The 19,714-nt window shown below is 57.2% G+C and carries 16 protein-coding genes; 10 read left to right on the top strand and 6 right to left on the bottom strand.

Annotated elements, in window-relative coordinates; genetic code table 11:
- The first annotated feature begins 80 nt into the window (after nt 1-80).
- Nucleotides 81-2,531, top strand: coding sequence for an endopeptidase La (lon, locus tag M8010_RS05355; protein ID WP_250089480.1), 2,451 nt, complete (start codon nt 81-83; stop codon nt 2,529-2,531).
- A 158-nt stretch (nt 2,532-2,689) separates the two neighbouring features.
- On the opposite strand, the gene M8010_RS05350 is transcribed toward lon, so the two are convergent.
- On the bottom strand, nt 2,690-3,184 hold the full coding sequence (locus M8010_RS05350; protein WP_250089478.1) for a MarR family winged helix-turn-helix transcriptional regulator: 495 nt from the start codon (nt 3,182-3,184) through the stop codon (nt 2,690-2,692).
- 207 nt (nt 3,185-3,391) lie between these two features.
- On the opposite strand from M8010_RS05350, the gene M8010_RS05345 reads away from it, so the two are divergent.
- The 9 genes from M8010_RS05345 to M8010_RS05305 all read left to right on the top strand — a co-directional run bounded on the left by M8010_RS05345 (nt 3,392) and on the right by M8010_RS05305 (nt 12,826).
- Nucleotides 3,392-4,342: a tetratricopeptide repeat protein gene (locus M8010_RS05345; protein WP_250089476.1), complete on the top strand. Its 951-nt coding sequence runs from the start codon at nt 3,392-3,394 to the stop codon at nt 4,340-4,342.
- 79 nt (nt 4,343-4,421) lie between these two features.
- On the top strand, nt 4,422-5,534 hold the full coding sequence (locus M8010_RS05340; protein ID WP_250089468.1) for a branched-chain amino acid ABC transporter substrate-binding protein: 1,113 nt from the start codon (nt 4,422-4,424) through the stop codon (nt 5,532-5,534).
- A 162-nt stretch (nt 5,535-5,696) separates the two neighbouring features.
- Nucleotides 5,697-6,620 carry a high-affinity branched-chain amino acid ABC transporter permease LivH gene (livH, locus tag M8010_RS05335; RefSeq protein ID WP_250089467.1) on the top strand — a complete coding sequence of 308 codons (924 nt, stop codon included), beginning with the start codon at nt 5,697-5,699 and terminating at the stop codon, nt 6,618-6,620.
- On the top strand, nt 6,620-7,891 hold the full coding sequence (locus M8010_RS05330) for a high-affinity branched-chain amino acid ABC transporter permease LivM (protein WP_250089465.1): 1,272 nt from the start codon (nt 6,620-6,622) through the stop codon (nt 7,889-7,891). Before livH ends, M8010_RS05330 begins: the two co-directional genes overlap by 1 nt.
- Nucleotides 7,892-7,897: 6 nt before the next feature.
- Complete coding sequence (gene livG, locus M8010_RS05325) at nt 7,898-8,653, top strand: high-affinity branched-chain amino acid ABC transporter ATP-binding protein LivG (protein WP_250089464.1); 756 nt, start codon at nt 7,898-7,900, stop codon at nt 8,651-8,653.
- Nucleotides 8,654-8,662: 9 nt separating this feature from the next.
- Entirely contained in the window at nt 8,663-9,364 is a 702-nt protein-coding gene (locus M8010_RS05320) for an ABC transporter ATP-binding protein (protein ID WP_250089463.1), read from the top strand.
- A gap of 202 nt (nt 9,365-9,566) precedes the next feature.
- Nucleotides 9,567-10,031, top strand: a complete 465-nt coding sequence (locus M8010_RS05315) for a DUF3015 domain-containing protein (RefSeq protein WP_250089461.1) — start codon at nt 9,567-9,569, stop codon at nt 10,029-10,031.
- A gap of 93 nt (nt 10,032-10,124) precedes the next feature.
- On the top strand, nt 10,125-11,990 hold the full coding sequence (locus M8010_RS05310; RefSeq protein WP_250089460.1) for an Lnb N-terminal periplasmic domain-containing protein: 1,866 nt from the start codon (nt 10,125-10,127) through the stop codon (nt 11,988-11,990).
- Complete coding sequence (locus M8010_RS05305) at nt 11,960-12,826, top strand: alpha/beta hydrolase (protein ID WP_250089458.1); 867 nt, start codon at nt 11,960-11,962, stop codon at nt 12,824-12,826. Before M8010_RS05310 ends, M8010_RS05305 begins: the two co-directional genes overlap by 31 nt.
- A gap of 198 nt (nt 12,827-13,024) precedes the next feature.
- Here the strand turns inward: M8010_RS05305 and pnp are convergent, their stop codons facing one another.
- The 5 genes from pnp to infB form a co-directional block, all read right to left on the bottom strand.
- The gene (gene pnp, locus M8010_RS05300) at nt 13,025-15,148 is read right to left on the bottom strand and encodes a polyribonucleotide nucleotidyltransferase (protein ID WP_250089456.1); all 2,124 of its coding nucleotides are present in this window, start codon (nt 15,146-15,148) and stop codon (nt 13,025-13,027) included.
- A gap of 309 nt (nt 15,149-15,457) precedes the next feature.
- On the bottom strand, nt 15,458-15,727 hold the full coding sequence (rpsO, locus tag M8010_RS05295; RefSeq protein WP_250089454.1) for a 30S ribosomal protein S15: 270 nt from the start codon (nt 15,725-15,727) through the stop codon (nt 15,458-15,460).
- Between the two features lie 93 nt (nt 15,728-15,820).
- Nucleotides 15,821-16,741 carry a tRNA pseudouridine(55) synthase TruB gene (truB, locus tag M8010_RS05290; RefSeq protein ID WP_284047940.1) on the bottom strand — a complete coding sequence of 307 codons (921 nt, stop codon included), beginning with the start codon at nt 16,739-16,741 and terminating at the stop codon, nt 15,821-15,823.
- A complete protein-coding gene (gene rbfA / locus M8010_RS05285; protein ID WP_250089453.1) occupies nt 16,738-17,148 on the bottom strand; it encodes a 30S ribosome-binding factor RbfA in 411 nt (136 codons plus the stop codon). Before rbfA ends, truB begins: the two co-directional genes overlap by 4 nt.
- Complete coding sequence (gene infB, locus M8010_RS05280) at nt 17,148-19,709, bottom strand: translation initiation factor IF-2 (RefSeq protein ID WP_250089446.1); 2,562 nt, start codon at nt 19,707-19,709, stop codon at nt 17,148-17,150. The genes rbfA and infB overlap by 1 nt, the downstream gene beginning before the upstream one ends.
- Nucleotides 19,710-19,714 lie beyond the last annotated feature (5 nt).

The following is a 19,714-nucleotide window of genomic DNA, read 5'->3' as shown; positions in this document are numbered from 1 at the left end:
ATCGCTGGCGCCGCTACATAGGCATTAGGCCCGGGAGCACTGCTCCCCGGATCAACATTCCCGGAGGATGCTTGCACGGTATGAACGACGATAACCGCAACGACTCTTTTATAGCCCCTGAAGAAGACCTGGCCGAGTACATCGGTGAGGACGAAAACAGCAAAAGCCTGGTACTGCCGAAACAGCAGATGCCCCGGCGCATGTACGTTTTGCCCGTTTCCAACCGGCCATTCTTCCCGGCTCAGGTGCAGCCGATTGTGGTTAATCAGAACCCCTGGCAGGAAACCCTGAAGCGGGTGGGCGAAACCGACCACAAGGTGCTGGGCATTTGCTTCGTGGAAGATTCCGACCCTGAGCAGGGCATCCCGGGTAGCGAAGAATTGGAGACGGTCGGGTGCGCCGTGCGGGTTCACCATGCCCAGGGGGAAAGCGGCAAGGTTCAGTTTATCGCCCAGGGCCTGCAGCGTTTCCGGATTACCCAATGGCTACGCCGCCGGCCGCCTTACCTGGTGGAAGTGGAATACCCGGAAGAGCCGGAGGAAGCGGCTGACGAGCTGAAAGCCTATACACTGGCCATCATCAGCTCCATCAAGGAACTGCTGCGCACCAACCCACTTTATGGTGAGGAGGTCAAGCAGTACCTGTCACGCTTCGGGCCGGACGACAGCTCGCCCCTGGCGGATTTCGGCGCCTCTATGACCAGCGCGCCGGGCCACGAACTTCAGGAAGTGCTCAATACCGTGCCGCTGCTACGGCGCATGGAGAAAGTACTGCTGCTGATGGCGAAGGAACAGGAAGTGGCGCGCCTGCAAAGTGAAATCAGCGAGGAGGTGAACGAGAAGGTCCAGAAACATCAGCGCGAGTTTTTCCTCAGGGAACAGCTCAAGGTGATTCAGCGCGAGCTGGGCATGGCGAAGGACGACAAGACTGCCGACGCCGAGCGTTTCCGCGAGCGCATGGAAAAACTGAATCCGCCAGAGCAGGTTCAGGAGCGCTTTGACGACGAACTCCAGAAACTCCAGGTACTGGAGCAGGGCTCACCGGAATATGGCGTGACCCGCAACTACCTCGACTGGCTGACCCAGGTGCCCTGGGGCCTGACCTCGGAAGACCATTTCGATCTGGCGGAAGCCCGCCGCATTCTGGACCGTGACCATGACGGCCTGGACGATGTTAAAGACCGCATTGTCGAGTTCCTGGCCGAGGGCACCTTCAAGGGTGAAGTCAGCGGTTCCATCCTCTTGCTGGTGGGCCCGCCCGGCGTCGGCAAAACCTCCATTGGCCATTCCGTAGCCGACGCTCTCGGGCGCAAGTTTTACCGCTTTAGCGTCGGCGGCATGCGCGACGAGGCTGAAATCAAGGGCCACCGCCGCACCTACATCGGCGCCATGCCCGGTAAATTCGTGCAAGCACTGAAAGACTCGAAAGTGTCGAACCCGGTGATCATGCTGGACGAAATCGACAAGATCGGCGCCTCCTTCCAGGGCGATCCGGCCTCCGCGCTACTGGAAACCCTGGACCCGGAGCAGAACCGGGAGTTTCTCGACCACTACCTGGACGTGCGCATGGACCTGTCCAAGGTATTGTTCATCTGTACCGCAAACCAGCTGGACACCATCCCGCGGCCATTGCTGGACCGCATGGACGTCATCCGGCTGTCTGGTTATATTGCCGAAGAAAAGCTGGCCATCGCCAAGCATTACCTGATGCCAAGGCTACTCAAACGTGCCGGCCTGCTTAAAAAGCAGATGAACATCACCGACGCGGCGATAAAACAGATCATCGAAGGCTATGCCCGGGAAGCCGGCGTGCGTGGCCTGGAGAAACTGCTGCACAAAGTCATCCGCAAAGGCATCGTTCGCCTGCTTGAAAACCCGGATCAGCCGGTGAAGGTGGGCGTGAGTGACCTGCAAACCTATCTGGGACAGCCGGCATTCCGCAAAGAAAAATCCCTGAAAGGCACCGGTGTAGTGACTGGCCTGGCCTGGACCGCCATGGGCGGCGCCACCCTGAGCATCGAAGCCTCGCGCATCCACAGCACCCAACGCGGTTTCAAGCTCACCGGGCAACTGGGTGACGTCATGAAAGAGTCCGCCGAAATCGCCTACAGCTTCGTTTCCTCGAATCTGAAACGATTCAAAGGCGACCCGACCTTCTTCGACAAATCCTTCGTGCACCTGCACGTCCCCGAAGGCGCCACGCCCAAAGACGGCCCCAGCGCCGGCGTCACCATGGCCACCGCACTACTGTCCATCGCCCGCCGGGAGTCACCCCAGCAAAACCTCGCCATGACCGGCGAACTGACCCTCACCGGCCAGGTACTCCCGGTCGGCGGCATCCGCGAAAAAGTCATCGCGGCAAGGCGCCAGAAAATCAGCAACCTGATTCTGCCGGAGGCGAACAAGGGCGATTATGAAGAGTTGCCGGAATACCTGAAGGAAGGGCTGACGGTGAATTTTGCCAAGCATTACAGCGATGTGTTTCAGGTATGCTTCGGGGACAAGCCTAAGAAGGGGGCTTCGGTGCATTGATGCCGTGAAGTTAAAGCGGCCCGCAAACAGGCGAAATCGGTTTGGGGGTGGGGTTATCTTTTCTGCCAGAAAAAGGTGTCTGAGCGAAGCGAGTTCTTTTTCCAAAGAAAAGATAACCCCACCCCCGAACCAGGCACCTCTGAGGCCAGCACCCAACCTCAGGCCTTGGCCTTCCACCCATCCTCACGAAGCACCGGCCCCACATCCAGAACCGGCGACGCATCAATGTCATCGGCATCCATCATATTGGCAACCCGCTGAAGCGACGCCAGAATCATCGTCTGCTCCCACTCCGCCAGGCTCTGGAACTTCTTGATGAAATCCTCCTGCAAAGGCTGTGGCGCGCGGGCCAGAATATCGACGCCCTCCTCCGTGAGATGGGCGTGAACCTTACGCTTGTCCCGGGTGCTGCGAACACGATAAACCAGCTTGCGAAGCTCCAGCCTGTCCAGAATCGTGGTCACCGTGGCCTGACTGAGGCTGACTTTGTCAGCAATGGTGCCAATCGTCACCTCACCCAGGTCGCGAATACTACGCATTATCAGCAACTGTGGGCCCGTCAGTCCCGCATGCTTGCTCAGACGTTTGGAATGCAGATCCGTGGCCCTTATTACCCGGCGCAACGCCACCAAAACCTCTTCGTAACTCTCCAATGCACCACTCCGTTTCGTGACTTTCAGTTTCTTTATACCTCTAATTATTAGAGGTCTTCGGCCGGGATATTGCAAGCCGTAGTCGCCGCAATCCCTGACACCTATTACACTGGCCTGCAGGCACCTGCGCGAATTTCAGCATTTTTTCCGCAGCCACTATGCTAAGGTCTCCACCTTGTTGAATTTCCGCAAAACGGACATGGCCAGATGAATACCCGAGTTCAAAACAACGTCCCGCACTGCCCATCCGGGAAGCGCCTTACACTACTCATTGCCTCATGCTTTTTGGCACTGGTTTTCAGCACCGGAACCCACGCCCAGGATCCCGGCGAAGATCTCACCGCGGAAGACGTACAACAGCGCATCGATACCCTGGAAAAGCCCATGTACACGCCATTCGTAGAGCTGTACCTGCTTGAGGAAAGCAAGGCGTTACGCAAGGAAATGATGAACACCCGGGCTGAATTGATTGAAAAGGTCGTGGACAAGGAGCTCTCGGTAGCCGACAAAACCATGTCCTACGCCACCGATACGGTCACTTATTTCTTTTACCTGATAGCCGGCGCCACTTCCATCCTGGTTGTCATAGGCTGGAACTCCATTCGCGACATGCGCAATCAGCTGACGACCCTGGCCGAAAAGCGGGTAAACGAACTGGTAATAGAATACGAGAAACGGCTGGAGTTCATTGAAGATCAACTCAGGCAGAAATCCGATATCATCCAGCAAAACCAGGCAGAGATTGAGCGAACCAACGAAGTGCACTCGCTATGGCTGAAAGCCAGCCAGGAAACCTCCCAGCAGAATAAGATTGCCGCCTACGATACTATCTTGGATCTTCGCCCGGATGACGTGGAAGCCCTCAGCTATAAAGCCGACGCAGTGCTGGAAATGCAGGAACCCCTATGGGCCATCAGCCTGTGCCAGCGAGCGCTGAAACTGGCACCGGACAACGGCCATGCCCACTACCAGCTGGCCTGCGCCTATGCTGAAATTGGCAGATGGGAAGATGCAGTGGCTACACTGCAAAAAGCGATTGATATTTCCGAGGCGTACAAGGACGACGCTTCAGTTGACCCCAGCTTTGAACAGCTGCGGGATCACGACAGTTTCCGGAAACTTATTTTCCCGGAAGACGAGGAGCAGTCCGACACCTGATTGCTTGACAAGGCAGCATGTGTGGTGTTTGTTTACATCCTTGAGTACATAAGAATAACCCTGAAACAGGACAGACCCAATGAGTACACCAGTCAAGAAACTCGTAACTGCAATTGGTACTTCTATCGCCGTCATGGGCGCTGGCCACGCTGCCGCTGAAATCAAGATCGGTATCGCAGGGCCGATGACCGGTCCCGTTGCCCAGTATGGTGACATGCAATTCTCCGGTGCCCGTATGGCGATCGAACAGATCAACGCAGCCGGCGGCGTTATGGGAGAGCAGCTTGTAGCCGTTGAACAGGACGATGTTTGTGATCCCAAGCAGGCCGTAACCGTTGCCAACAACATGGTTAACGAAGGCGTGCGCTTCGTGGTCGGGCACCTGTGCTCCAGCTCCACCCAGCCGGCTTCCGACATCTATGAAGATGAAGGCATCCTGATGGTTACGCCAGCTTCCACCAGCCCGGAAATCACCGAACGCGGCTACGAGCTGATATTCCGCACCATCGGCCTGGACAGCATGCAGGGCCCGGTTGCCGCCAACTACCTGATCAGCCAGGAGCCGGAACGCGTTGCCGTTATTCACGACAAGCAGCAGTACGGTGAAGGCATCGCCACCGCAGTTCGTGACACCCTCGAAGAAGGCGGTGTTGAAGTGGCCATGTTCGAAGGCATCACTGCCGGCGCCAAGGACTTTTCATCGCTGGTGACCAAGCTTCGCCAGGCCGATGTGGACTACGTCTACTATGGCGGCTACCACCCTGAACTGGGCCTGATCCTGCGTCAGGCACGCCAGGCTGAGCTGGACACCATCTTCATGGGCCCGGAAGGCGTTGGTAACAAGGACATCAACACCATTGCCGGTGAAGCCGCTGAGGGTCTGCTGGTAACCCTGCCACCGAGCTTCGACGAGAAAGAGGAAAACCAGGAACTGGTCCAGGCCTTTGAAGATAAGGGCGAGGATCCGTCTGGTCCCTTCGTGCTAACTTCTTACACCGCCGTTCAGCTGATTGCCGATGGCATTGAAGCCGCCAACTCTACCGATCCGTTTGATGTTGCCGAAGCCCTGCGCGAAGGCAATTTCCAGACACCAATTGGTACCGTTGAATACGACAGCAAGGGCGATATGGAATCGTTCGAGTTTGTTGTCTATGAATGGCATTCAGATGGCAGCAAAACTCCGGTAAACTGAGCCAAAATCGTTAACAAACGGTAATTATGAGAACACCTTCTCACCGCGATCCGGGAGAAGGTGTTTTTCTAGGCTCCTGTTGACCCTGTTTCCAGCACGCCCGGCACCCCGGGACAGTGGCTGGTCACAGAGGAGGGAGCAGGCTATCGGAGTCCCACACAGATGCAAGACCTCCTGTATTTTATTCAGCAGCTCATCAACGGGCTGACGATCGGGAGCACCTATGCCCTGATCGCCATCGGCTATACGATGGTTTATGGCATCATCGGCATGATCAACTTTGCCCATGGTGAGATCTACATGATCGGCGCCTACACTGCGCTGATCGCTATCACCGGGCTCGCGGCTCTGGGTATAGCATGGTTGCCACTGGTGCTGATCGTGGCGCTGATTTGCGCAATGATTGTATCAAGCTCCATGGGCTGGGCCGTGGAACGGGTAGCCTACCGGCCCGTGCGCGGAAAGCACCGGCTGATTCCGTTGATCTCGGCGATCGGCATGTCGATTTTCCTGCAGAACTACGTCCACCTCGCCCAAGGGTCGCGGAACATCGGTTTTCCTGCGCTGATTGAGGGCGGCTTCCGCTTCGGAGCCGAGGACTCGTTCCAGACCTCCATCACCTACATGCAGATCACCATATTCGCAACCACCCTGGTGTGCATGACGATTCTTTCCCTGTTTATTTCCCGCTCCCGCATCGGCCGGGCCTGCCGGGCCGTTTCCCAGGATCTGGGCATGGCCAATCTGCTGGGCATCGATACCAACCGCATCATTTCGGCCACATTTGTGATCGGTGCCGCGCTGGCTGCGGTTGCCGGCCTGCTTCTGGGTATGTACTACGGCTCCATTGACCCTTTGTTCGGGTTTATCGCGGGTCTCAAAGCATTCACTGCGGCGGTACTCGGGGGCATCGGAAGTATTCCGGGTGCCATGCTCGGCGGGCTCATTCTGGGCGTTGCCGAAAGTATGACCTCCGGTTATCTCAGCGGTGAGTACAAAGACGTTGTGTCCTTCGGACTGCTTATCCTGATCCTGCTGTTCAAACCCACCGGCCTGCTCGGCAAACCGGAGGTTGAGAAGATCTGATGGCTGCTCATAACCTGAAACATGCGCTGTTTTGCGCCATTGTCACCCTGATCATTTCGTACCCCATACTGGGTTTCAATCTTGCCAGCGAGGGTATAGACGTGACCCTCGAGGGGGCCAAAACCTCCACTGTCCTCGGCGTGCTGCTGGCGGCATTGATTGTCTTCCTGTTCCAGCTATACCGGGACAACATAATGGGGTCATTGCGCCAGCTTCCTGCTGTAAACCCGCTTGCCAACCGCAAGCCCATGGAACAGAGCAAACGGCTGAAACTGGAATCCACGCTGCTCACCCTGATGATTATAGGGGCTCTTATCTGGCCCTTTATCGCCTCCCGCGGCGCGGTGGATCTGGCAACCCTGGTGCTTATCTACATCATGTTGGCCCTGGGCCTGAACGTGGTGGTGGGTCTGGCAGGCCTGCTCGACCTCGGCTATGTAGCCTTCTATGCAGTCGGTGCCTATTCCTTTGCCCTGCTGTCGCAGTATTTCGGAATCTCGTTCTGGTTCGCCCTGCCCATAGGCGCCCTGCTTGCTGCTCTTTTCGGGCTGGTACTGGGCTTTCCGGTGCTGCGATTGCGGGGGGACTACCTCGCCATCGTTACCCTCGGGTTTGGTGAGATCATCCGCATCCTGCTGAACAACATGACCAGCCTGACCGGTGGTCCCAATGGTATCGGCGGCATTCCGGACCCCACCCTGTTCGGCATGGAGTTCGGCCGCCGGGTCAAGGAGGAAGGCAACACGTCTTTCCACGAGACCTTTGGTATCGCCTACAGCGGCGAGCACAAAGTCATCTTCCTGTACCTGATTGCCCTGGTACTGGCCGTCATTACGGCGATTGCCATTCGCCGGTTGATGCGTATGCCGGTAGGCCGGGCCTGGGAAGCGCTGCGTGAGGATGAAATCGCAGCCAAATCCCTTGGGCTGAGCCGCACCGCGGTAAAGCTGTCCGCCTTCACCATTGGCGCCTTCTTTGCGGGATTTGCCGGCACTGTCTTTGCCTCCAAGCAGGGTTTTATCAGCCCCGAGTCATTCGTATTCCTGGAGTCGGCCATTATCCTGGCTATTGTGGTGCTCGGTGGCATGGGCTCCCAGATGGGGGTGATCCTTGCAGCGATCGCGGTCACCATCCTGCCGGAACTGGCAAGGGAGTTCTCCGAGTACCGAATGGCCATATTCGGTGCCGCCATGGTGTTGATGATGGTCTGGCGCCCCCAGGGCCTGATGCCCATGCGACGCATCCACATCGAACTGAAACGGCAGGAGTGACGGATAATGCTTGAAGTACAGAATCTGTCGATGCGCTTCGGCGGGCTCCTGGCTGTGGATCAGGTGTCGCTGGACGTACAGGAACATGAAATCGTGGCAATTATCGGCCCCAACGGGGCCGGCAAAACGACCGTTTTTAACTGCATGAGCGGCTTCTACAAGCCGACCGGTGGCAAAATCCTGTTCGAGGGTAAAGAAATTCAGGGCAAGCCTGACTACAAGATTTCCCGCCTTGGCCTGGTACGGACCTTTCAGCACGTGAGGCTGTTCAGCCGCATGACGGTAGTGGAAAACCTTTTGGTCGCTCAGCACCGACATCTCAACACCAACCTGCTCTCTGGTATTCTTAAAACACCGAACTACCGCGAAAAGGAACAGAAGTCCCTGGACCGGGCGGCCTACTGGCTGGACCGGGTCGGGCTGATGGATATGGCCAACCGTGACGCGGGCAACCTCGCCTACGGCCAGCAGAGAAGGCTGGAAATAGCCCGTTGCATGGTCACCGAGCCTAAGCTGCTGATGCTGGACGAGCCTGCTGCCGGCCTGAACCCCGCCGAAACGAAAGACCTCAATCAACTGATTATCAGCCTCAAGGAAGACTACAACGTTTCCGTGGTGCTGATTGAACATGATATGAGCCTGGTGATGGATATCTCCGACCGCATCAATGTGATCAACCAGGGGCGCCCCCTGGCCAGCGGTACACCGGATGAGATTCGCCGGAACGATGACGTTATCAAAGCCTATCTGGGTGAGGCCTGAGGAAGAACCATGCTTGTACTAGAAGATGTCCATACCCACTACGGCAAGATTGAGGCGCTCCATGGCGTCTCCGTTGAAGTCAAGAAAGGTGAGATTGTGTCCCTGATCGGCGCCAATGGCGCCGGCAAAACCACGCTGCTGATGACCGTTTGTGGCAATCCCCAGGCCACGTCTGGCCGGGTAATTCTGCAGGGGCGGGATATTACCCGTGACATGACGTCCAACATCATGCGCTCGGGCATTGCCATCGTGCCCGAGGGCAGGCGCGTGTTTTCCGGCCTGACTGTCGAGGAAAACCTCCATATGGGCGGTTTCTTCAACACCAAATCGGAAATCCGCAAGAGCCAGGAACACGTCTACGAACTGTTTCCACGGCTGAAAGAACGCGAACACCAGCGTGCCGGTACCATGTCCGGCGGCGAGCAGCAGATGCTCGCCATCGGGCGGGCGCTGATGAGCAGGCCAAACATGATCATCCTGGATGAACCGTCGCTGGGACTGGCACCGCTGGTCATCAAGCAGATCTTCGAGATCATCGGCAAGCTGCGCGAGGAAGGGATTACCGTATTCCTGGTGGAGCAGAACGCGCACCAGGCTCTGAACCTGGCAGATCGGGGCTACGTGCTGGAAACCGGACGCATCCGTTTGCACGATACCGGGAAGAACCTGCTGGCCAACCCGGATGTTCAGAATGCCTATCTTGGCGGCTGAACACACTTTGACTTTGTAGGCCAAATCAATCACTCAGCGCGTTTGTAATTTGCCTTCCTGGTATATGAACTATACTCAGAGTCAACGGTCGACCTGTCTCCACGGGAAATCAGTCAGGGCCGTTAGCGCGCCGGCTTCCGGGGACCCCCTCAGCGGATATGGCGCGTTTGCGACGACAGCTAAATTAAACAAGGAGTGGATAATGAAAAAACTGATCGCAGGTGCACTGCTCATGGGTGCTTCTACCCTCGCATTCGCCCAGCCCGGCTGTGGCGTTGGTGCCATGATCTGGAAAGGACAGTCAGGTATCGCGCCCCACGTTCTGGCAGCAACCACCAACGGTACCTTCGGTAACCAGACCTTTGGTATGACCACCGGCACCCTGGGTTGTCAGACCAACCAGTCTGTTCAGTCCATGGCCATGTACATGGAAAGCAACATCGACAAGGTAGCCCGCGACATGTCCCGGGGCTCTGGTGAGAACCTGGAAACTCTCGCAGTGCTGCTGGGTGTAGATGAAGCGGATCGCGACTCTTTCCGCAAAGCTCTCCAGGACAACTTTGCAACCATCTTCCCGTCATCTGACACCACTTCTGGTGAGGCGGTTGATGCGATCGTAGCGCTGCTGGAAAAGGATGAGGCGCTGAGCAAGTATGTAGCAGCCTGATTTTCCAGCCTTGAACAGGAAACAATGCGCCAGGGACGGCGCAACCGCTACCCGGACATCCACCCTTTTTCACCCGGAACTGACTGACCATCCATGCGCATTTCGCTTCGGTTCGCGCTGGCCCTGCTCTGGCTGGCAACAAGTTATCATGCATACGCCGACCCACTCCCGAATGCCGGAGACCTTCACCAACACCCCGCCTGGCACACGCTTATACACTATCAACCCGACCGTTTCGGTGATGGTTATACCAGTCAGGCAGATGATGACGACTTCTTCCTCAGTGACACTGGCAAAACTTCACCAAAGGCGGAACTTGACGCCACACTGAGAGCCATTACCCAGCCCGGAGATGGGGACGACCACGCCCGCTGCCACTTTCCGGCCAGGGATCGCTGGCTGAGACAGCAACTGGACCTGCCGCAGCAACCGGCAGACTGCCCCGCTTTCGAAGATTGGGCGGATGAGCTGAATACCGAAACCGTGACACTGGTGTTTGCCGCATCGTACCTGAACAGCCCGTCATCGATGTTTGGCCACACCTTCCTGCGTCTCGACCCACCCCGGGAAGACGAGGAAACCAACCTGATCCTCGCCAACACGATTTCCTACGCCGCCGACGCTGCTGCCCACGACAGCGAGATTCTGTTTGCCTATAAAGGGATCTTTGGCGGCTACCCGGGAATTACGTCCATCCAGCCCTACTACGAAAAGATCCGCCTGTATTCGGATATTGAGCATCGGGACCTGTGGGAATATCAGCTCAATCTGACCCAGCCGGAAGTAGACATGATGCTGGCCCACACCTGGGAGATCCGCGACCGCAATTTCGACTATTATTTCTTCGATGAAAACTGCGCTTACCGGCTGCTGGCACTGATAGACGTAGCCCGCCCCGGCACTGACCTGCTGGATGAAGTCAGCACCCATGCCATTCCCTCGGATACCGTGCGCTGGGTGGTGGACCGGGGGCTTGTTGAAGAGGTGTATTATCGCCCCTCCGCGGCAACCAGTGTCAGCCATCGCATTGACTCCCTTCCCGACGACCACCAAACGCTGGCCGCTGCTATCGCCAACGGTTACGTGGATGCGGATGCGCCAGAAGTAAGAACACTGAGCGATAAAGAGCGCGCCCGTGTGCTGGACACCACCTACGATTATGTTCGTTATCAGAGCGAGGCCGACGGCTGGCCACGGGAACATGCAGCCCCCCTGTCCCATAATCTCCTGCGGGAACGCAGCCAGATCCGCGGAGTAGCGGCGCAAAGCGGTCCTCCTGAACCCGCCATTCGTGATGACCAGGGCCACGACACCTTTCGTGCCAGCCTCAGCGGTGGGCAACTGGGGGATCGTAACTTTACTGAATTGACACTACGCCCGGCCTACCACGACATACTGGACCCACCGGCCGGCTATCGTGGCGGCGCCCAGCTCCAGTTCCTGCGGCTGGATACCCGGCTATACACCGACAACGACGAGCTGCAGATTGAACAGCTAACTGGTGTGGAAATCCGTTCCCTATCACCCCGCAACCAGTTTTTTTCGCCATTGTCCTGGCAGGTAAGCTTCGGTGGCCGCCGAACCGATACCGAAACCAACCGCGTATTCACGCCCTACCTGGATGGCGGTGCCGGTGGCAGCTGGCAGCTGGCCAGCGGCACCCAGGTCTTCGCCATGGCCACCGCCGACCTTGAAATTGACGACGACCTGCGCCGGGGATACGACGCCGCACCCGGCGCCGACCTGGGAATATTCCACCAGAACAACCAGTTCAGCCTGCTGGGTGGCATAAAAACCAAAGCCTGGATCGTCAGCAGCCAGCATCGCCAGGACCAGGCCTACCTTGAAGGCAACTGGCATTTCGGCCGGGACTTCGGCCTGTTCGCAAAATTCGCCCGTGAAGACCACTACGACAGGTACCGCAGCACATGGCAACTCGGACTCCACGCGTACTTCTGAGAACACTGGCCGGCATCACCGCCGCCCTCTCCCTGCTGCTGCAGACCGGGTGCAGCAGCGTGTTTTTCTATCCCGACCAAGTCACCTACGTCACCCCGGACCGCCTGAACCTGGACTACGAAGACGTCTACATTGATACCCCCGACGGCGAAACCCTCCATGGCTGGTGGCTACCAGCGCAGTCCGAAGCCAAGGGCACGGTCTACTTTCTTCACGGCAACGCCCAGAACATCAGCAGCCACATTATGAACGTCGCCTGGCTGCCCGAGAGGCGCTACAACGTATTTCTGATCGACTACCGTGGGTACGGGCGCTCCACCGGCGCACCCGACATAGAAGGCACCCTGCACGACGCAGAGACGGGCCTCAGATGGCTGACCAACCAGCCAGACGCCGAAAACCAGCCGCTATTTTTGCTGGGCCAGAGCCTCGGTGGCGCACTGGGAACTGCGCTCGCCAGTGAATGGGTAACCCGGAACGAACATCCCCCCCTGGACGGCGTCATCCTTGACGGCACCTTCAACGGATTCCGCGCCATTGCCCGGGAAAAACTGGGCGAATTCTGGCTCACCTGGCCGTTCCAGATTCCCCTGAGCTGGACCATCACCGACGAGTACGAAACCGACGAGCGTATCGGCGACATCAGCCCGGTGCCGGTGATGGTGATTCACAGTGAGCGCGACGGGATTATTCCGTTCCATCATGGTGAGCAGTTGTTTGAAGCGGCGGAAGAGCCCAAGCGATTTTTAAGGACGGATACGGGGCATGGGGCTACGTTTGTGATTCCGGGGTATCAGGCAGCGTTGCTCGGGTTTATGGATGCGAATGGTGAGTAAAAGTCTGGGCGTCTATCGCGAACAGGCTTGCAAAACCGTGGAGCGCCAGGGATGGCGCGACCGAGCCCTACAGGGACGTATTTACGTGGCGTGTTTTGAAAGCCTGTTTGCGATGGACGCTGCACTCAACTAGTAGGCCTGGAGATAAAAAAACCCGCCAGACTCGAGAGAGTGGCGGGTTCTTTTATCGGATTCAACTTACAGCGCGGAGAGGTCCGTGGGCTGCTCGCCTTCCTTCACTTCTTTCATGGACAGCTTCACGCGGCCACGGTTGTCTACGTCCAGCACCTTCACCAGAACTTCCTGGCCTTCGCTGAGTTCGTCAGTGACGTTCTCAATGCGACGCTCGGAGATCTGAGAGATGTGTACCAGGCCATCTTTGCCAGGCAGGATGTTGACGAAGGCACCGAAGTCCACGATGCGCTCAACACGACCGCTGTAGATCGCACCAACCTCGATTTCCGCAGTGATTTCCATCACCTTCTTCATCGCAGCCTTGGCGGCATCCAGATTGTCGGCATAAATCTTCACGTTGCCGTCGTCATCCAGATCAATGGAAGCACCGGTCTCGTCACAGATTGAGCGAATCATCGAGCCGCCCTTGCCGATCACGTCGCGGATCTTCTCCGGATTGATCTTGATGGAGGTGATGCTCGGCGCACGGCTTGAAAGCTCTTTGCGCGGCGCGGAAATCACTTTCGCCATTTCACCCAGGATGTGCATACGTGCAGCATTGGCCTGGTCGAGAGCAATTTCCATGATCTCGTCGGTGATGCCCTGGATCTTGATGTCCATCTGCAGCGCCGTGATACCGTCAGAGGTACCGGCCACCTTGAAGTCCATGTCGCCGAGGTGATCTTCGTCACCCAGGATGTCGGTCAGAACCGCGAACTTCTCGCCTTCCTTGACCAGACCCATGGCGATACCGGCAACCGGTGCCTTGATGGGCACACCGGCATCCATCAGCGCCAGGCTGGAACCACAGACAGACGCCATGGAGCTGGAGCCGTTGGATTCAGTGATCTCGGAAACCGCACGGATGGTGTACGGGAATTCTTCCATGGAAGGCATAACCGCAGCCACACCACGTTTCGCCAGACGACCGTGGCCAATTTCACGACGGCCCGGGGTACCGACACGGCCAGCTTCGCCGACGCAGTACGGTGGGAAGTTGTAGTGGAACAGGAACGGATCCTTTTTCTCGCCTTCCAGAGCATCGATGATCTGCATGTCGCGCGCTGTACCCAGGGTAGTGGTCACAATAGCCTGGGTCTCACCGCGGGTGAACAGGGCTGAACCATGAACACTGGGCAGAACACCAACTTCAACCTCGATGGGGCGAACGGTCTTGTTATCACGGCCGTCAATGCGCGGCTTGCCGTCAAGAACCTGATTACGAACGATGGTTTTCTCAACTATACCGAAGTACTTCTTGACGTCATCTTTGGAAGGCTGGCCTTCCTCTTCGCCGGCCAGTTTTTCGACCAGCGCGCTCTTGATCTCGCTCAGACGTGCATAACGCTCCATCTTGTCGCGGATACCGTAGGCTTCTTCGATGCCCGCGGCGGCTTCGGCATTGACAGCATTCAGCAGCTCGGTATTCTCCGGCTCTGGCTGCCAATCCCAGCGCGGCTTGCCGACTTCATCTGCAAGTTCCTTGATGGCGGTAACCGCTGTCTGCATTTCCTGGTGGCCAAACAGAACAGCACCCAGCATCTGGTCTTCGGACAGGCCCTTGGCTTCGGATTCAACCATCAGAACCGCGTCCTGGGTACCGGCAACCACCATGTCGAGCAGTGAGGTTTCCAGCTCTTCGAAGGTGGGGTTCAGGAAGTAGCCACGCTCGTTGGTGTACGCAACCCTGGATGCGCCAATCGGGCCGTCAAACGGTACGCCTGAGATAGCCAGGGCTGCAGAAGCCGCCAGCATACCGGCAATATCCGGATCCTGATTCTTGTCGGAAGACATTACTGTCAGGATAACCTGGGTTTCGTTCATGAACCCTTTGGGAAACAGCGGACGAATCGGACGGTCGATCAGGCGCGAGGTCAGGGTTTCTTTCTCGGACGGACGGCCTTCACGCTTGAAGAAGCCACCCGGAATTTTGCCCACGGCGTAAGTCTTCTCGAAGTAATTAACGGTCAGCGGGAAGAACGGCTGGCCCGGCTTGGCTTCCTTCGCGGCAACCACAGTACCGAGTACCGAGATGTCGTCCATGGTAACCAGAACGGAGCCGGTAGCCTGGCGTGCAATACGGCCGGTTTCGATGGTGACGGTCTTGCCGCCGAGTTCAAAGGTTTTCTTTACGGGATTAAGATCCACGGTAACTCCTGAATTCATCGTTTCAAATTGACTCAGATAACCCACCCATGCGGGCTACCCGTTAAAACTGCACCAACATCTGAACTGATGAACTGAAGAGCAACCCGTCTGAAAGCTAACAGGCTGTTGCAAAATCCCGGGCCAGAATGAGAATGCGCTACCTTCGCGCCGGGCTTTTCAACAACCTGCTATCAATTTCAACTTTCCAATACGACAGGGAGTTTCTTCAGGGTTCATTGACAGACACGATGCAGGGGAGAAGCACAACCGGCGAGGCCAATGCCCCGCCGGCCGTTAAGTACAACCAGACTAGCGACGCAAATTCAGACGCTGGATCATTTCCAGGTAGCGGTCTGCATTCTTGCGCTTCAGGTAATCCAGCAGCTTGCGGCGCTGGTTGACCATCCGGATAAGACCACGGCGGGAATGGTGATCCTGCTTGTTGGTCTTGAAGTGATCCTGCAGCTTGTTGATGTTGTAGCTCAACAGTGCAACCTGAACTTCAGGAGAACCTGTATCACCATCACCCTGCTGAAAATCCTTAACGATCTGTGCTTTCTCGGCGGCAGAAAGTGCCATAACTCACCTCTATTGTTGCGATGCTATCGAATTCAGCCGAACCACGCATCTCTACAGCCCGGCTAATCAGCCACAACCATTGCAAAACGGTTGTTAGCCACTCTTAACCAGACGACGAGGCACCAGTTTGGTGGCCTCCCCTTCCGGAAACCCTTCAGCCAGCCCGACAAAGCGCCCGTTGCCATAAAGGCGAACGTACCCTTCGACTGGCTGACCAGATATTCTAACTGTTTGTCCGTTCAATATCGATACCAGCGCACTGCCATCCAGCTCCTGCTCGGGGAACATGGACAACGCCGCATCGGGAGCGACAAGGAGGCCGTCGAGACTCTCACCCTGTTCACGCATCGATTCTAGGGTAGTGACCTCACAGGCATCTGCCAGAGAAAAGCCAGAGGCCATTGTCCGGCGCAGAGCCGTCACATGAGCACCACAACCCAGCGCTTCACCAATATCCTCCACCAGCGAACGGATATAAGTGCCCTTGGTGCAACTGACCGCAATATCGATCTCGGTCTCGCGCACCTCCAGCAGCTTCAGCTCGTATATAGTAACCGGGCGCGAAGGACGCTCCACTTCGATACCTTCCCTTGCGTATTCATACAGGGGACGACCCTTATGCTTGAGCGCAGAGTACATGGACGGCACCTGCTGGATATCACCACGGAACTGGTCGAGAACCGGTTCCAGGGCTTCTGCATCCAACCCCGGTGGCACCGGCTTTTCAGCCACCACCGCGCCTTCGCTGTCGCCGGTTTCCGTGCGGATACCCAGGCGTGCCGTAGCGATGTAGGCCTTGTCGCTGTCCAGCATCATCTGGGAAAACTTCGTCGCCTCGCCAAAACACAGCGGCAGCACCCCGGTGGCCAGCGGGTCGAGGGCGCCGGTATGGCCCGCCTTGGCCGCACCAAACAGACGCTTTACCTGCTGCAGGATGCCATTGGACGTAATATCCATCGGCTTATCGATAACCAGAATACCGTTAACGTCACGACCTTTGCGACGACGACTCAAGCGTCTCGCTCCGGATCATCATCGCGATCAACGGCAGGCTTGTCGCCAACAGCTTCTCGAATCAGGTTATCCATGTGGCGACTGTGGCCGAGCAACGAATCGAAGTGAAAGCGCAACTGGGGCGTCACCCGCAACTTCATGGCACGGCCGACCTGACCACGCAGGAAACCGGACGCCTTGTTCAATACCGCCAGGGAATCCCGCACTTCGGGCGATTCCTCGGTCAGCTCTTCGGTGGTGAGCAGGGACACGTAAATATCCGCGTAGCCCAGGTCACGGCTTACCTTGACGGCATTGACCGTGACCATACCCACCCGCGGGTCTTTGACTTCCCGCTGGATGAGCTGGGCCAGCTCTCGCTGCATCTGATCGCCAATGCGATCAATCCGGCTGAACTCTCTTGGCATCAGGCCCCCGTAGACTCAAGCTTGCGCTCGACCCGGATGCGATCAAACACCTCGATCTGGTCACCGACTTTGACGTCGTAACCCTTAACACCGATACCACATTCCATGCCGTTGCGGACTTCGGGTACGTCGTCCTTGAAGCGGCGCAGGGATTCCAGCTCGCCCTCAAAGATAACCACGTTATCCCGCAGGACACGGATCGGCTTGTTACGGTATACGTTACCCTCAATCACCATGCAGCCGGCCACCTGGCCAAACTTCGGTGAACGGAACACGTCACGCACATCGGCGATACCCACGATATCCTCGCGGTATTCAGGTGCCAGCATACCGGTCAGGGCCGCTTTCACGTCATCAATCAGGTTATAGATAATGCTGTAATAGCGCAGATCCAGGCCTTCCTGTTCTACCAGACGCTTGGACGCGGTATCAGCGCGCACGTTAAAGCCGAAGATAACCGCGTTGGTGGCCATGGCCAGACTCACGTCTGTTTCGGCAATACCACCGACGCCAGAAGACACAATCTTCACCTGCACTTCGTCGTTACCAAGATCCTGCAGGGACTTGGTAATGGCTTCCAGGGAACCACGAACGTCGGTCTTTAGAACCACATTGAGGGTCTTGACCTCGTCCTTGCCCATGTTCTCGAACAGATTTTCGAGTTTGGCTGCCTGCTGCTTGTGCAGACGCTGCTCCCGCTCGCGAGTCTGGCGGAATTCCGCCAGCTCCTTGGCCTTCTTCTCGTCGGCCACGGCAAAGAACTCGTCGCCGGCATTCGGGGTGCCGTTCAGGCCCAGGATTTCCACCGGAATGGAAGGCCCGGCTTCCTTGACCTGTTTTCCGGCCTCGTCGGTCATGGCGCGAACCTTACCGAAGAAGGAACCGGCAACAACCATTTCGCCCTGACGCAGCGTGCCATTCTGGACCAGCACAGTGGCTACGGAGCCACGGCCACGCTCCAGGCTGGATTCAACGACCACACCCTTCGCCGGCGCATCCGGAGATGCCTCGAGCTCAAGGATCTCTGCCTGAAGCACCAATGCCTCGAGCAGATCTTCAATACCTTCACCCGTATGAGCGGATACCTCGATAAACTGGACGTCACCGCCCCAGTCTTCCGGAATCACTTCCATACCAGCCAGCTCGGTCTTGATGCGGTCAGGATCAGCTTCTTCCTTGTCCATCTTGTTAATGGCAACCACGATGGGCACACCGGCGGAGCGCGCGTGCTGGACGGCCTCCTTGGTCTGTGGCATCACGCCATCATCGGCTGCAACCACCAGGACCACGATATCGGTACACTGGGCGCCCCGCGCACGCATCGCCGTGAAGGCAGCGTGACCAGGTGTATCAAGGAAAGACACCATGCCCTGGTCAGTTTCCACGTGGTAAGCACCGATATGCTGGGTAATACCACCGGACTCACCCGAGGCCACTTTGGTGCGGCGAATGTAATCCAGCAGTGACGTCTTACCATGGTCAACGTGACCCATCACACTGACGACCGGTGCCCGCTTGGTCTTTTCCTTGCCTTCGAAGGAGAACTCGCTCAGTACCTCTTCCTCGAACGCATCCTCGCTGACCGTATTCGCCTTGTGACCAAGCTCTTCAGTCACCAGAACAGCGGTTTCCTGATCCAGGGCCTGGTTGATCGTCGCCATTACTCCCATGCCCATCAGTTTCTTGATGACGTCGGCTGACTTGACGGCCATTCGCTGGGCGAGGTCGCCCACTGTGATCGTCTCGGGAATATCGACTTCTCTTACCATTGGCTTGGTCGGCCTCTCAAAAGCGTGACGCTTCTCTTTGGGTTTCTTTTTCGCGCGAAGTGGCTTGCGCAGCGTGGTGTCTTCTTCCTCTTCATTGATAACCAGAGGTTCTTCTACCGGACGGCTGCGGGGCCCGCGATGACCAGCGGACTTCTTCTTGGGCTTGCCCTCCTCGGGCTCTTCACCGCGCTCACGGGCTTTCTCTTTCTTTTTCTTCGGCTTGCGATCCTTGCCTTCGCCCTCTTCAGGCGGAGGGATCGGCATGTCTTCCGGCGCAGGGACCGGTGACGGCTCCGGCTTGGCAGCCACTTCCGGCTGTTCTTTTTCCGCCGGCTTTTCTTCAGCAGGCGTTTCTTCTGCCGGTGCCTCAGATACAGGCGTTTCCGGCTTTGGAGCCTCAGCGGGTTGTGCCTGCTCGGCCGTGACTGTTGGCGTCTCTTCCGGCGCTTCTACGACCTGCTCTGCAGCAGCCTCTTCCTGCTTCGCCGCTTCCGGCTCCAGCTCGGCGCGCTTGATATAGGTACGGCGCTTGCGAACCTCAACATTGACCGTTTTGGTACGGCCCGCTTTCAGCGTGGTTGTTGTCTTGCGCTTGAGAGTGATTTTCTTCGGTTCCGCTTCACTCTCACCGTGATTCTTTTTCAGATAGGTCAGCAACTGTTGCTTCTCATCACTGGTAACAGAGTCCTCTTCGGAGCGGGCTTTCAGGCCAGCCTCCACGATCTGTCGCAGCAAACGATCCACGGGAGCGCCTACATCTGCGGCCAGTTGTTTTACCGTTACATCAGCCATACTGG

The organism is Marinobacter sp. ATCH36, from assembly GCF_023555055.1.
Taxonomy (GTDB): domain Bacteria; phylum Pseudomonadota; class Gammaproteobacteria; order Pseudomonadales; family Oleiphilaceae; genus Marinobacter.
This window is presented reverse-complemented; position numbering and strand designations above follow the sequence as displayed.